Origin of the sequence: Vibrio sp. 2CM40D, assembly GCF_023161825.1 — a bacterium.
GTDB lineage: Bacteria > Pseudomonadota > Gammaproteobacteria > Enterobacterales > Vibrionaceae > Vibrio > Vibrio alginolyticus.
Map to the genome: position 1 here is coordinate 115817 of NZ_JALNTL010000010.1, position 14537 is coordinate 130353.

At 41.2% G+C, this 14537-nt stretch carries 11 protein-coding genes; 7 read left to right on the top strand and 4 right to left on the bottom strand.

Annotated features, from left to right (window positions below; all coding sequences use genetic code 11):
- Window positions 1-17: 17 nt before the first annotated feature.
- Both MTF70_RS20120 and MTF70_RS20125 read right to left on the bottom strand, forming a co-directional pair.
- Window positions 18-3158: a multidrug efflux RND transporter permease subunit gene (locus MTF70_RS20120; protein WP_025768140.1), complete on the bottom strand. Its 3141-nt coding sequence runs from the start codon at window positions 3156-3158 to the stop codon at window positions 18-20.
- A 12-nt stretch (window positions 3159-3170) separates the two neighbouring features.
- Window positions 3171-4340: an efflux RND transporter periplasmic adaptor subunit gene (locus MTF70_RS20125; RefSeq protein WP_053304410.1), complete on the bottom strand. Its 1170-nt coding sequence runs from the start codon at window positions 4338-4340 to the stop codon at window positions 3171-3173.
- 378 nt (window positions 4341-4718) lie between these two features.
- On the opposite strand from MTF70_RS20125, the gene MTF70_RS20130 reads away from it, so the two are divergent.
- Window positions 4719-5642, top strand: a complete 924-nt coding sequence (locus tag MTF70_RS20130) for a LysR family transcriptional regulator (protein ID WP_005377321.1) — start codon at window positions 4719-4721, stop codon at window positions 5640-5642.
- A 140-nt stretch (window positions 5643-5782) separates the two neighbouring features.
- Window positions 5783-6757: a porin gene (locus MTF70_RS20135; protein ID WP_205461553.1), complete on the top strand. Its 975-nt coding sequence runs from the start codon at window positions 5783-5785 to the stop codon at window positions 6755-6757.
- Between the two features lie 606 nt (window positions 6758-7363).
- Here the strand turns inward: MTF70_RS20135 and MTF70_RS20140 are convergent.
- Complete coding sequence (locus tag MTF70_RS20140; RefSeq protein WP_005377323.1) at window positions 7364-7708, bottom strand: DUF3316 domain-containing protein; 345 nt, start codon at window positions 7706-7708, stop codon at window positions 7364-7366.
- 461 nt (window positions 7709-8169) lie between these two features.
- Between MTF70_RS20140 and MTF70_RS20145 the strand changes: the two genes are divergently transcribed.
- From MTF70_RS20145 to MTF70_RS20160, 4 genes are all read left to right on the top strand, one after another.
- The gene (locus tag MTF70_RS20145; RefSeq protein WP_005377324.1) at window positions 8170-8958 is read left to right on the top strand and encodes a transporter substrate-binding domain-containing protein; all 789 of its coding nucleotides are present in this window, start codon (window positions 8170-8172) and stop codon (window positions 8956-8958) included.
- A 135-nt stretch (window positions 8959-9093) separates the two neighbouring features.
- Window positions 9094-10041 (top strand): amino acid ABC transporter permease, encoded by a 948-nt coding sequence (locus MTF70_RS20150; RefSeq protein WP_005377325.1) that lies wholly within the window; start codon window positions 9094-9096, stop codon window positions 10039-10041.
- A gap of 14 nt (window positions 10042-10055) precedes the next feature.
- Window positions 10056-10787, top strand: a complete 732-nt coding sequence (locus tag MTF70_RS20155; RefSeq protein WP_248394226.1) for an amino acid ABC transporter ATP-binding protein — start codon at window positions 10056-10058, stop codon at window positions 10785-10787.
- A gap of 276 nt (window positions 10788-11063) precedes the next feature.
- Window positions 11064-11966 carry a homocysteine S-methyltransferase family protein gene (locus tag MTF70_RS20160; protein WP_149192493.1) on the top strand — a complete coding sequence of 301 codons (903 nt, stop codon included), beginning with the start codon at window positions 11064-11066 and terminating at the stop codon, window positions 11964-11966.
- A gap of 147 nt (window positions 11967-12113) precedes the next feature.
- Here MTF70_RS20160 and MTF70_RS20165 read toward each other — a convergent pair whose 3' ends face one another.
- On the bottom strand, window positions 12114-13106 hold the full coding sequence (locus tag MTF70_RS20165) for a zinc-binding dehydrogenase (RefSeq protein WP_205461555.1): 993 nt from the start codon (window positions 13104-13106) through the stop codon (window positions 12114-12116).
- 325 nt (window positions 13107-13431) lie between these two features.
- On the opposite strand from MTF70_RS20165, the gene MTF70_RS20170 reads away from it, so the two are divergent.
- Window positions 13432-14526: a permease gene (locus tag MTF70_RS20170; protein ID WP_205461557.1), complete on the top strand. Its 1095-nt coding sequence runs from the start codon at window positions 13432-13434 to the stop codon at window positions 14524-14526.
- The last annotated feature ends 11 nt before the right edge of the window (window positions 14527-14537 follow it).

The window sequence follows — 14537 nt, forward strand, 5'->3', positions numbered from 1 at the left end:
GAGTATTTATATTATGGTTATAGTGTTTGACGTTTTTTGTTTCGACTCACTAACATGTAAAAAACAGGTGTGAGTAGTAATCCAAATACCGTTACGCCTACCATACCCGAGAATACGGCAATACCCATTGCTTGTCGCATTTCCGCTCCGGCCCCTGTACCAATCATTAATGGAATAACACCAGCGGTAAATGCAATTGATGTCATTAGAATCGGTCGAAGACGTAAACGACATGCTTCCAAAATCGCTGATAAGGTATCTTGGCCATTGTCTTTAAGTTCTTTAGCGAACTCCACCATCAAGATGGCATTTTTACACGCTAGAGCCACAAGGACAATCAAAGCAATTTGTGTGAATATATTGTTGTCACCACCAATGAACCAAACACCTGCTAGTGCAGAAAAAATGGTCATAGGAACGATCAAAATGATAGCGAATGGCAGTTTTAAACTCTCGTACTGCGAAGCTAGCACCATGAAAACTAACAAAACAACAAGTGGGAATATATACACCATCGTGTTACCAGCCAAAATCTGCTGGTAGGTTACATCAGTCCATTCATAAACCATTCCCTCTGCTAGGTTTTGATCCAGTACTTCCTCAATAGCCGTTTGGGCTTGGTCAGAACTGTAACCAAAAGCAGGACTGCCGTTTAGTTCTGCACTAGGGTAGCCGTTATAGTGCATCACGCGGTCAGGCCCAATCGTAGGTATGATCTCCAGTACAGCGCCGAGAGGAACCATTTGTCCGGCAGCATTTCTTACTTTGTAGTTAAGTATTTGGTCAGGTTCGAGACGATAGTTCATGTCTGCCTGGGCATTCACTTTGTATGTTCTACCAAACATATTGAAGTCATTGACGTACAACGATCCTAAATAAACTTGAAGCGCATCAAAAACCTGCTCTAGAGGAACACCTTGCAGCATCGCTTGTTCACGATCTATTTGGATGTCCATCTGCGGCACTTGTATACGAAATGTGGAATATAATCCCATCAGCTCGGGTCTTGTTGATGCCTCACTTATTACCAAGTTCAATTGCTTGAAGAGCTCATCAAACCCCTTGTTCGCACGGTCTTCGATTTGAAGCTTAAAGCCGCCAGTAGATCCAAGTCCTTGGATTGGTGGTGGTGGAAAAATCGCAACGAAGGCTTCATCAATAATTGAAAAGCTCTTATTTAAAGATGCAACAATCGCATTTGCGCCGAGAGTTGGATCATTTCGTTTATCGAAGTCCTCAAGCGTAACAAAAACGATGCCACTATTCGGACTGTTAGTAAAACCATTGACCGATAAGCCTGGGAAAGAAATGGTTTGTGCTACGCCAGGTGTTGCCAGCGCGAGGTTTTCCATTTCTTTAATAACGGACTCTGTTCTATCTAAACTTGCTGCATCTGGAAGTTGGGCGATCGCAACTAAATACTGCTTATCTTGTTGAGGAATGAATCCTCCAGGAACTGCTTTGAATAGAGAAGCCGTTCCCCCGAGTAACGCAATGTATACCACCACAACAACAAGGCTAAAGCGAATCAGCTTCTTGACCAGAGCTTGATATTGGTTCGAGCTGTACTCAAAAATTCTATTGAATGGCGCAAAAACATACTTACCAAAAACCGCATCCAATAGCTTGGTTAGCCGATCGGGTTTTGCGTTCTTATCTTGTAATAGCAGTGCTGATAAAGCAGGCGATAACGTCAACGAGTTAATTGCTGAAATAATCGTCGAGATCGTAATTGTTAGTGCGAACTGCTTATAAAACTGACCGGATAACCCTGTAATAAAGGTCGTCGGGATGAACACCGCACATAACACTAAAGCAATTGCAATAATTGGCCCGGTAACTTCGGTCATTGCTTGTTTCGTTGCTTCTAGTGGTGCAAGGCCATTATGGATGTTCCGTTCCACGTTTTCGACGACGACAATGGCGTCATCGACGACGATGCCTATGGCGAGAACAAGTCCAAACAACGAAAGTGTGTTAATCGATACTCCGAGCATTTGCATTACAGCGAACGTACCGATTAATGAAACAGGCACCGCAATGATAGGGATGATAGACGCGCGCCATGTTTGCAAAAACAAAATGACTACGACAACAACAAGTACAATTGCCTCTAGCAGAGTATGAACCACCGCGTCTATCGAACCACGAACAAAGACGGTCGGGTCGTAGGCTATTTCATATGAAACTCCAGCTGGAAAGGCTGTTTGTAAACGGTCCATGGTTGAACGAACCTGATTAGATAGCTCAATAGCATTAGCACCAGGGCGCTGGAATACGGGCATCGCCACCGCTGGTTTACCATTTAACAAGGCGCGCAGTGCATAAGAGTTTTGACCTAGCTCTACGCGTGCAACGTCTTTAAGACGTGTCAAAGCCCCTGTTTCGTCAACTTTTACTACAATGTCGTTGAATTCATCAATATTCTCCAAGCGGCCTTTTACGTTCAACAAAACTTGGAATTGGTTTTCATTAGCGGCTGGTTGCGCACCTAATGAGCCTGCTGCCACCTGTTGGTTTTGAGATCGGACGGCGGAGACAACGTCCATTACGGTTAGATTTCTAGAAGCGAGCTCATCTGGATTTAACCACAAGCGCATTGAGTACTCGTCACCACCGAAAAGGCGCACATCACCAACGCCTCCGAGCCGAGCTATCTCATCTTTCAAGTTTAAATTAGCGTAGTTAGCTAAATAACTGACTTCACGGCTAGAATCTGGAGAATATATATGCACAACCATGGTGAGATCAGGAGAGGCTTTTTCGGCAACAACTCCTAACCGTTGGACGGCTTCTGGTAACCGGGGCAAAGCTGTAGTGACGCGATTTTGAATTTGAACCTGAGCTTTGTCCAAGTCCGTACCTAAAGCAAAGGTTACGGTCAATGTCATTCTGCCGTCACTGGTTGCCTGTGAAAACATATATAACATGTTTTCTGTACCATTAATTTCTTGCTCCAGAGGCGTAGCAACTGTTTCTGCGATTACTTTTGGGTTCGCACCAGGATAGTTTGCTGTAACTACTACTGTAGGAGGGACAACCTCTGGATATTCACTCACAGGCAACTGCAAAAGTGAAATTGCGCCTACTATTAATATCAATAGCGATAACATAGAGGCAAATATGGGTCTTTGAATAAAAAAGTGTGCAAATTTCATTCGGTTGTCTTCTTAGTCTTGAGCTAAACGTTTGTTTGGCAACGATGTTGAGTTTGAAGCCATAATCAATGAAGTATTGCTAATATCTAGCGTGACATTTTTTGGTGTGACTTTGCTATTTGGGCCAACTTTTGCTGGGCCATTTACCGCAATAATTGAGTCGGCGTTCAAGCCATTCTCGATAGCACGAAATGTTCCGTAACGTTCGCCTAAGGTTACGATGCTGTATTGCAACGTATTCTCTTCATTGAGTGTTAATACAAAGCGGTTTTCTAGATCTGTGCCAATAGAACGCTCTGGAACGAGAACTCGTTCAACTGGTTTGGTTGTTGATATCTGAACTCGGCCAAACGATCCCACTTTTAAGTTTGATTTTGTTGCATCGAATACCGCTCGAACCTGCAAAGTACCGGTGTTTTCGTTGATGGAGTTGTCGACAAAGTCAACGCGTCCAAAAAACTCCTGCCCATTTTGTCCAGATAGTTCAAGACGAGTAGGTAAGTTAGAGTCGGCATTGATTGTCGAGAAGTAACGGTTCCAAGTTCGCTCATCGACATCAAAGTATGCATATACCTGATCGTTAGAGACAATGTTTGATATAACGCTTTGATTTGCGTTTACATTGTTTCCTTTAGTAATGAATGCTCTTGAAATAGTGCCGCTAATAGGGGCATATATCTTCGTAAACTCAAGATCTAACTTTGCGGATTCTAACTGAGCACGCAAGGCCATTAGTTCTGCAGAGCGTTGTTTTACTGCGGTATCTCGGGCCTCTGCTTGTTCCGCTGAGATGGCCTTTCGCTTAACAAGTTGAGCGGCTCTCTTTTGTTCGTTTGCTGCTTGCTCTAGCGCAGCTCGAGCACTCTTAACTTGCGCTTCAAGTCGTGAGACCTGAGCTTTGAAGGTTCGATCATCAAGAGTGACGAGTAAGTCGCCTTTGTTGACACTCTGTCCGTCTTTGAACTCTACCGTTTCAATAACTCCGGAAACGCGTGGCATTAAAGAAACTTTCTCTGGGGCTTGAAGCCTTGTTGTAAAGGTGAACCACGATTGAACGGGCTCATAGATGACTTTGGAGACGTCTATCGTAGGTAAGGGAGTATTAGGTTGTTTGGTTATCTCTTCGTCTGCACAAGCAGCTAAAACGGATAAAAGGCCAATGCCGAAAACTTTCTTTAACATTTGTCGCGCCCTAAATGATTCTGTTCATACTAAAAGGAACGGCATTGTATTCATTGTACCTATGGGTAAATAGGCCCTCAGCGAACATAGAGTAGTGATAAAAATGCACGATTAAATATTGGTCAAAATGCTCATTTTTTGGTTTGAAAAAGATCAGTTTAGGGTTTTAAAGACGTGGAGTATTGTTAAATGTAATAAGCCATAATAGATAGGAATAACTAAACTGAAGCTAAAGATAGCGACGAAAATTAAAGCGTTTTTAATTCGTGCATTATTTGCAATTCACTGATGCAATTTGAACCATAAAAAATTGAAATTAATTTTGTAAAATCCATTTCCCATCACATAAAGAATAAAAACTAAATAAGGAATTGTGCAGTGGATCTCGCAAGCCAACTTGAATTACTACTGGATGTCTCTGAATACGGAACTTTTGCTAAGGCTGCTGACAGAAATCATATAGATCGTTCAGCTTTGTCAAAACAGATCAAAAAGCTAGAGGATGAATTGGGCTTACGGCTGTTAAACCGTTCCACGCGTTCGCTATCCCTGACTAATGCTGGTGTTGAGATGGTGGCGCAAGCTAAGAAAGTAAGAGAGGTTCTAACTGAAACTCGTAGTATTGCTGCTACATTTCAGGATGAACCGAAAGGTAATCTGAAAATATCAAGCTCCACTTTCTTTGGCAGAGCATACTTAAATCAGGCAGTTAAAGAGTTTATAAAACAGTACCCAAACATTACTGTAGAGCTGCTGCTCGATGATAATCGAGTCGATGTTATCCACGAAGGTTTTGATGTTGTGTTTCGTATCGGACCAATCCGAGAGTCCAACATGATAGTACGTAAGTTGGCAAGCAATAATATGGCACTGGTTGCATCGAAGAGTTTTATTGACAAGTATGGAACCCCGAGCTCTCCAGAAGAGCTTATAAAAATGCCAGCAGTAATATACTCTAATGCTAACTTTAAGGCGGATAAGCTACGTATAGCTCCAAGCCAGTCATCAAGCGACGTTAGAACGTATAATATCAACGGGCAGTACTTCGTGAATGAAACTGAGCTAATGCTCGATGCCGTAAAATCTGATCTAGGGTATGCTTTAATAGGGCAGTTCTTTCTTCAGGAGAGTTTGAGTAAACAAGATCTTGTACAGTTGCTTCCTGATTATAATCTTCCCGCAATAGGGGAAATATATGCAATGTATACTCACCGAAATCAACAACCATTAGCCAAACTGTTCATTGATACTGTTCAAAAAATAATAGGGACGCCTCCTGTTTGGATGGATTATCTCAACTAATATGAGTACTAGGACATAATGTTTTAGATTGAGGGCTTGTTTATATTTATCCATAGAATATGGTTGAATTTGCACTTTAAAAATAATTGCCACTGTTCATAATTTCACTCGATTCAAACAACACAAGTAGTGGTAATTAAATGAAAATGACAAGAACGTCGATCGCAATCGCAGCACTTTTTTCTGCAAGTGCTGCAAATTCAGCCGTAGTTTATGAAGATCAAGAATCAGTATTAAATATTCATGGCCGAGCGCAAGGGATGTATTATTTCTCTGATGATAAAAATGCAGACGGAGATAATAGCTACATTCGTGTAGGACTTGCAGGTGAGTCTAAAATAAATGAAGATCTTTATGCCTTCGGCTTATATGAGTTGGAATTTAAGTCTAATCGCAGAGATGCTGGTGGGATTGAAGATGATGAATTTGATATCCGAAAAGGCTATGTAGGAGTTGGTGCAGATTACGGAACAGTAAGTTATGGACGTCAATACGGTGCGGTCACTTTAGTATCTGACTACACGGATATTTTCCCGGAGTTTGGTAATGAAGCTGCTGGCGTAAGTGCGGATCTATATGGTACCGGTCGCTCCGATTCAGTATTTAAGCTAACGACAAGCTATGAAGGTTTGAATATTCATGTTAGCTATCAGGCTGAAAACGATGAAGTGTCAACAGATGCAGCCTCTTATGGTGCGGCGGCTGACTACAAGTTGCCATATGGCTTCAAAGTTGCGCTTGGTTACAACGAAGGTGAAGGGCAATCGGGTGCAGAAGATGCAGAGCTGCTAACGGGTGCTATTGCATTTGAATACGACAAGTTTTATGCCTCTGTTTTATACAGTGATGGTGAAAACTGGGCTAAAGATGGTTCTGAAAGTAATATTGATTACACCGGTATTGAAGCAGTTGCCACTTATGAAATAACAGATAAGCTTTGGGCACTTGTTGGCTATAACAATCTAGAGCGTGATGATGAAGACGTCGTCGATTACTACTCACTAGGTGCAGAGTACGATTTGACTTCTAATTTTAAAGCATTAGCAGAATACAGAATTACAGATGTAGACAATGAAGACGATATTCTTGCAATAGCTGCGAGATATTCATTCTAAAAATTAATAAAGATAAAAAGCCTGAAACTATTTTCAGGCTTTTTTATTTATCGGTGTAATTTCATAAGTGCTGACTTTCGTCCATATATAATGGATTATATTGATCGTTACTTGTTTAAGTGTTTTGAATATAATGGTTTTGTTAGCTAGTCCACTGCTAGTTTTCATTTTCATATTTTTTGAATGATGTATTTTTTCTTTGGCAACAAGAAATGTCTTGTTGCCTTTTTTATTTTCACACTTTATGGTTAATTAAAAAAATAGTCATTTTATATATTGCTATAAACGAGTAAAATATAACGAAAATTGTCAATCTTAGGTTGAGTTAATCTTCATAAAAAAGTGAACTCAATTTCAAGGGTCTTTTTCATTTAAGTGATGTGGAATCCATATGGCGAACCAAGTGAATGACAAAGCGCCAAACGACGAAATGTATCTCAATGAAGATTGGAAAAAAGATTCTTATGTAAACGATAGAGGTAGGGATTGATACTGTTTATGTAAGGAGAGAGCGATTTATGAAAAGCAGTCGTTTCAATGTGATTAGACACCTTTACTTTCTTAAAATAGGAAGGGCTCTAAGAAAGTAAAGGTGCAGATGATTTTTTAGTTTTTACCGCCGTCACTTGTTCTGAAGTGATAATCGAAGTTTATGATTGCACGATATTTAACTTCATCACGGTTAAGTGCGTATTCTTCAACTCTCACCTTACTATCATCGATTGCAATATCACGAGGGAAACCGCTTCCAATGATGTTTAGACGATTTCTAAGTTCATGTTTTGATAGCGTTTGGTATTCATCGACAAGATCAAACGCAGAGCTATAAGCGGCATCTTTTGTCGTAAAGTCATTGAGAACAACTTTGTTTGTAGAGTGTTCGACATGAATACCAGCAGTAGCAGATAAACTGAATAATAATAGTGATGAGAGCGTCATTAGTTTTTTCATATAGTCACCTTTTTATTTGTATTACAAAGTCAAGATGTCCAACGAATCCTTGTTAATATCTCTCGACAAAGGTGATAGTGCCATTATAGAAATGTGCTGTACATCACATTTGTGACCATTGACTATGGAAGAATTGTCAACAATAAAACTCAAGCACTTTTGACATTACGGTCAATGTGAAAAAGCGAATATCTGTATGGTTTCGTTAATAATTAAACCACTCTCGGAAACGCTGACTATTCAGTCAAAGCGTATGTTTCTTGTCGTTATAGTGACCTGCCTACAACTTAATCACTTAATGCATGCAATTCAATTGCAATGGCTTGGTATAGATTTTCATTCAGATCTTCCAGCTTAGTAACGATCCTACAAATTCCAGTGATTAAAAAGTCATTATTTGTGGTTTTTTATTCTATTGTCGTGTATAAAAAAACTTTACAACAAATGATAAAGGAATATCCATGAAAAAGTTATTGTGTTTTGCTGCACTGGGGTTAGCTGTTTCGACGACGGTTAATGCAGACCCAATTTTAGACGACATCAAAAGTACAGGGGAGCTAAAAGTCTGCTTTGATTCTGGGTATATGCCTTTTGAAATGACAGCAAAAAATGGGCAGTACATCGGGTTTGATATCGATTTGGGTAAGCAAATGGCGCGTGCCATGGATGTTAAGTTTGTTCCGGTAAACACTTCATGGGATGGCATTATCCCAACACTGTTGACTGGTAAGTGTCACATGATTATGGGCGGGATGACTATCACACCTATGCGAAATACTCAGGTGAATTTCGCTGATCCCTATGTGGTTATTGGTCAATCCATTCTCGTAGATCTCAAACATGAAGGTAAAGTGTCTAGTTACCGAGATCTCAATAGTCCAGAATATGTTGTTGCAACTAAGCTTGGGACAACGGGTGAGCAAGCGGTAAAACGATACCTTCCGAAAGCTAAGATAAATCTATACGAAACTCAGTCTGAAGCGGTACTTGAGGTTGCCAACGGAAAGGTAGATGCGTTTGTTTATGACTTTCCTTACAACTCTATTTATGTGGCGGAAAACAAAGGGCAGTTAATGCACTTGGCTAAACCGTTTACTTACGAGCCTTTGGGTTGGGCTGTGCCGCAAGGAAATCCAGATACGCTCAACTTCTTAAACAACTATTTACGTCAAATTAAGGGCGATGGAACTTACGATCGCATTTACGATAAGTGGTTTAACGACGATAAATGGTTAAAGCAAGTCAAGTAATCATATTGTTATTGTAGAGGAGCGGTTAGCTTCTGGCTTGGTTCATCGCCAACCAAACGGTTCGCGCTGTGAAGCTAACGCTTTTCTTTATTCAAATACCCAACCAACTTTAATCAAAGTCATTCTCGGAATCACATGCAAAATAACTTTAAATCCCTATTGTGGAACGCTGTTTTTGTTCTTGTTTTGCTATCAATTTGCGGTCTTGTCTATCTGTCAGGTAAGCGAATCGATTACAGCTGGAATTGGGAGCGTGTCCTTCCTTATATTGCCACTAACGCTGCTTCATCCATTACCGCGCCTGTCGATGGGAACATCATTCTCGACGAGAATAACCAACTGGCTCTGGAGAGTATTCATGGTGATATTGTTCTTGAACTAAGCCAATATAAGTCTGTGGACGTCTATGAAGGTGATCTTATTTTTGAAGGAGATACCTTAGCAACTATAAAAGAGTGGCGCTCTGGCCCAATTTTAGATGGTGTTGTGACGACCATTAAAATCTCACTCTGGTCACTTATCATTGCTCTAGCGTTGGGCTTAGTTGTCGGACTAATGCGCATATCCAGCAATCCGGCATTAAAAAAGCTGGCGCTTGTGTATGTCGAGGTTATTCGTGGAACGCCTCTTTTAGTACAGATTTTTATCGTTTACTTCTTTATTGGTACTGTGCTTGACCTTGAGCGTTTTACTGCGGGAGTGATAGCGCTCTCCGTGTTTACCGCTGCTTATGTCGCAGAAATTGTGCGGTCAGGAATCCAGTCAATCCCAAGAGGACAAATGGAAGCGGCGCGTTCACTAGGAATGAACTATCCCAAAGCGATGATTTATGTCATTTTACCTCAAGCGTTTAAGCAGACATTACCTCCCTTAGCCGGGCAGTTTATCAACCTGATAAAAGATTCCTCACTTGTCTCCGTGATTTCGATTACTGATCTGACAAAAGCGGGCAGGGAAGTCGTAAGTGGTAGTTTTGCCCCATTTGAAGTTTGGTTTACCGTAGCGGCCCTTTATTTGCTTCTGACTAGTACCTTATCTTGGGCAATACAAACGTTAGAAAAGAAATTGGCAGCAAGTGATTAATGGTGGAGTCATTAATGGAATACATTATTTCAGCAAAAACAATTAATAAAATTTACCCTAATGGCTGCCATGCGCTCAAGGACGTATCGGTAAATGTAGAAAAAGGGGAAGTGATTGTCATCGTAGGACCGTCAGGTTCTGGTAAGTCAACATTCTTACGGACGATCAATCAATTAGAGACAATAAATAGTGGGTCTATTATCGTAGATGGTATCGATATGTACCACAAATCTACGGATATCAATAAACTACGCGCTGATGTGGGCATGGTATTTCAAGGCTTCAACCTTTTTCCACATAAAACGGCGATAGAGAACGTCATGTTGGCACCTTTAAAGGTTTCTAAACGTGACCCTGAATCGGTGAAGAAAGAAGCAAAAGATTTGCTTTATAAAGTCGGTCTATCGGAGAGAATGGATAATTATCCTAATCATTTATCAGGTGGGCAGCAGCGCGTCGCAATCGCTCGTGCGTTAGCAATGAAGCCCAACATTATGTTGTTTGATGAACCCACATCAGCACTAGATCCTGAAATGGTTGGAGAAGTTCTTGATGTGATGAAAGATTTGGCCAAGGACGGAATGACGATGGTCGTGGTTACTCATGAAATGGGTTTCGCAAAAGAGGTCGCTGATAGGGTGTTGTTTATGGAAGATGGTGAGCTTTTGGTTTCTGACTCTCCTGAGCGATTTTTTGATAACCCCACCAACCCTAGATTGCAGAAGTTTTTATCTAAAGTATTATAATAAAAAGAAAATTTGATTGAGGGCGAGTCCCTCAATCACTTCATGCACTATTGTGGCTCGTAACGTTCGCCTCGCCGAGAGACATAGATAATGGGCTTTTTACTCGAAGTTAATGGCGATAACATTAGCTTGGTCCGAATGAAAGGTCTGGTAAATACTAAAGTGTTTAATCAGCCATTAAGTCTTTGTTCACTTTAAACATAACAATTTCATTTTGAATTGATAAAAATTGTGTTTGAATAGAGCTTATGGATGTTTGGCGGTATGGATGTCTAAATGAAGAAAGTAACAATTTTAGATGGTGGCATGGGGCGAGAGTTGAAACGTATTGGCGCCCCTTTTTCTCAGCCGCTTTGGAGTGCACAAGCGCTAATTGAATCACCACAACATGTAAAAATGGCCCATGAGAATTTCATAGACGCTGGCGCTGAGATTATCACTGTCAACAGTTATGCATGTGTCCCATTTCACTTAGGCGAGGAACTCTATGCAAAACGGGGGACTGAGTTAGCAAAATCTGCAGCTAAAATTGCCAGAGATGTAGTCACCAGCTCTAACGGTAGAGTGCTCGTTGCGGGTTCTCTTCCTCCTGTAATGGGGTCTTACAGGCCTGAATTATTCGAGCCGAAAAGGGCACTGGAAGTGGCTTCTGAGTTATTTGAAGCTCAAGATCAATATGTTGATATTTGGTTAGCTGAGACCGTGTCTAGCCTCGCTGAAGTTGAAGTTCTATCAATAATTTTAGCCAAAACAGATAAGCCCAATTATCTTGCTTTCACCTTAATGGATGAGCCTAACTCTTTGCCTCGCCTTCGCTCAGGGGAATCTCTTAAAGTCGCGGTTAATACGCTGTTGAAAACAAATGTTTCAGGTATCTTTTTCAATTGCTCTATTCCTGAAGTTGTCGAGCAAGCGATCATAGATACACAAGCAGTATTGAGTGAGTCAGGTAGAGAATTGACGATAGGTGTTTTCGCAAATAGCTTTGCTCCGATAAAGCAAGCGCACCAAGCCAACGAGACCATTCAGGAAGTTCGTCATTTCTCTCCGACTGAATATCTTGAGTATGCTAAAAAGTGGCATGCGCAGGGAGCAAGCATTATTGGTGGTTGCTGTGGGATTGAACCACGTCATATTAAATTGCTAGCGACTTGGAGAGACACTCTCGAAAACGCCTAATTTTGGTGAAGCGCAGGGAAGTATGGCAAGAGGTTTTGTTTTTCATTCATCGTTATAGACAAAATAAAGGTCTTTCATATCTGGCAAAGTAACAAGATGCTTTAACTTGCTCATTACTTTGCCAGTTTGCCTCGAGATCTTTATTAATTATTTTTGGTTCAGATTAACGACAATCTTTCCAACTGTTCTCTGATTTCGCATGTCCAAGAGTGCGTTACCTACATCCTCTAAGCCGATGATCTTCAGTTTCGGTACTTCCAATTCTCCATTTTCTAATAGCTCAGACACTTCCTTTCCGGCATTAACGATACTTGCAAACCCTCTCTCGCCAAAGACATGACCAGAGCCCAAACTTATTTGGTGGAAGCCCAAGCCTTTTAAGAAGGCATCTGGATATTGAGAAGGGTCGACAGTCTTGACGAGCTCCACCATTTCGCCCTCAAAGGTTAACACCGAGGCTGCAATTCGGTCGTTATCACCGCCTACACAATCGAGTGCAACCTCAACGCCATGATTTCCGGTAATGTCCATTACTCGCTGAACTACATCTTCATGATGATAATCAATCATATGGGTTGCTCCTAACGAGGACAAATATGCGTGATTAGCTTCTGAACTAGTAGCAATGATCTGTTCAACAGCAAATGTCTTTGCTAACTGAATAGCAAAGCTTCCAACGCCGCCAGCACCTCCGGCGATAAAAATGCTGCTTCGATTTGAAATATCGAGCTTGTCTACCAAAGCGCGATATGCGGTCCAGGCTGCGCAAGGTGTAGATGCTGCCACTTCAACCGGAACCTGAGGGTGCTTTATGAGCGTTCTTGAATCATGGATAGCAAATTCAGCGAATCCACCGTGATGGCGCCTCATGTTTCCGTGATACAACACTTTATCGCCAACCTTCCAATCAACGACCGCATCGCCTACAGAGACTATTTCTCCTGATACGTCTAACCCGCCAACAAAATTGTTATCCATGTTAGTGACCATGTCTGACCAATAATGAATTTTTGCATCGACAGGGTTCAAACCAACAGCGTTAACTTTAACCAATACATCAAATTGGGTTTCTAGTTTTGGTGTAGGTAATTCGGATAAAGAGAAAGTATCGTTATCTCGTTGGTAAGTTATCGCTCTCATAGGTTTTCCTTATTATTAAGAATGGTCGAAAGTCATACTAACTCAGAGGGTGCTGCTGAAATAATTATGGTTTTTTCTTATTTTGATAATTTTAGGTTATGTTTGATAAAAAGGATTCGAGATGCTCTGAAATTATCATCGACAACCAGTCTGCATAGCTAACGACATGTAACTTTATGATAAGTATTGACTAGTTTTATTATTCCATTTTTATGGAAATATTTTGTTGATCTTTTGTTTTGTGATTCTATACTTCCAGAAGTATCGAAATAAAGGCTTGTCTATCAGGTAAGCTTGTTAGCGAAAAATGACGAGGAGAGTAAATGTGAATACAGAAATTATAACTATGGCTAAAGAAGCGCTGGATATGTTTGCGTTTCTAGCAACCGAACTTATCATCTTATTTCTGGCAATTAGCTACATTGTCGGTGTGTTGCAAGATTTTCTAACGCCAGAAAAAATTCAATCTATTCTCAGCTCGAAAAAGGGTAAAGGTTACTTCATTGCTGCGTTGCTAGGTTCGATTACGCCTTTCTGTTCGTGTTCGACCATTCCTTTCTTAAAAGGCTTGTTGCGTGCAAGAGCAGGTTTTGGACCTATGATGGTGTTCCTATTTGCAAGCCCGTTGCTTAACCCAGTGATTATTGGCTTGTTTGTGGTGACTTTTGGTTGGAAAGTTGCGGTATTTTACTTTGCTATCGCGATGTCAGTATCAGTGGTAGCAGGCTATGTACTTGAAAAACTAGGGTTTGAACGTTACGTCAAACCAGAAGCATATCAAGCGGTAGGTTCTTCTTCGTGCGGTACTTCTTGTGGCGATTCAAGCAAGAAAAAAGAAGAAGCGAGACCAGCATCAATCTGTGGTACCAGCGCCTGCAATGAACCTACGCCAGTTGCGGCGAAAACATCTTGCTGTGGTGATGCACCAAAACCTGAACCTAAAGTGGAAGTGTCTTGCTGCTCATCAGACGGTAGTGCAACAGCGACAGTCTTGGAAGAGAAAGAACCTAGCCGCTGGGCACGTATTTGGCAATCAACTTGGAAAGACTTTAAGCAAGTGTTCCCTTATCTCATGATGGGCATTGCGATTGGTTCATTTATCTATGGCTTCATCCCGACGGAGTTTATTGCGGAGTTCGCTGGTGAAGCGAAGTGGTACGCGATTCCGGTCGCAGCAATCATTGGTATTCCATTGTACATCCGTGCAGAGGCGGTCATTCCACTTAGCGCGGCACTAGTACAAAAAGGTATGGCTCTTGGATCTGTTATGGCGCTTATTATTGGTAGTGCTGGCGCAAGTCTTACAGAAGTGATTTTGTTGAAATCAATTTTTAAGAACCAAATGATCGCTGCCTTCCTAATCGTTATCTTAACGATGGCCATGGGAGCCGGTTACTTATATAGCTGGGCTTTTTTATAAAAATAACCCTC

Excerpts from the sequence above, each read along its gene's own strand:
- MTF70_RS20135 (WP_205461553.1), top strand. The coding sequence starts at position 5,783 with ATGAAAATGACAAGAACGTCGATCGCAATCGCAGCACTTTTTTCTGCA.
- MTF70_RS20140 (WP_005377323.1), bottom strand. The coding sequence starts at position 7,708 with ATGAAAAAACTAATGACGCTCTCATCACTATTATTATTCAGTTTATCT.
- MTF70_RS20160 (WP_149192493.1), top strand. The coding sequence starts at position 11,064 with ATGAAGAAAGTAACAATTTTAGATGGTGGCATGGGGCGAGAGTTGAAA.
- MTF70_RS20155 (WP_248394226.1), top strand. The coding sequence starts at position 10,056 with ATGGAATACATTATTTCAGCAAAAACAATTAATAAAATTTACCCTAAT.
- MTF70_RS20145 (WP_005377324.1), top strand. The coding sequence starts at position 8,170 with ATGAAAAAGTTATTGTGTTTTGCTGCACTGGGGTTAGCTGTTTCGACG.
- MTF70_RS20165 (WP_205461555.1), bottom strand. The coding sequence starts at position 13,106 with ATGAGAGCGATAACTTACCAACGAGATAACGATACTTTCTCTTTATCC.
- MTF70_RS20120 (WP_025768140.1), bottom strand. The coding sequence starts at position 3,158 with ATGAAATTTGCACACTTTTTTATTCAAAGACCCATATTTGCCTCTATG.
- MTF70_RS20125 (WP_053304410.1), bottom strand. The coding sequence starts at position 4,340 with ATGTTAAAGAAAGTTTTCGGCATTGGCCTTTTATCCGTTTTAGCTGCT.
- MTF70_RS20150 (WP_005377325.1), top strand. The coding sequence starts at position 9,094 with ATGCAAAATAACTTTAAATCCCTATTGTGGAACGCTGTTTTTGTTCTT.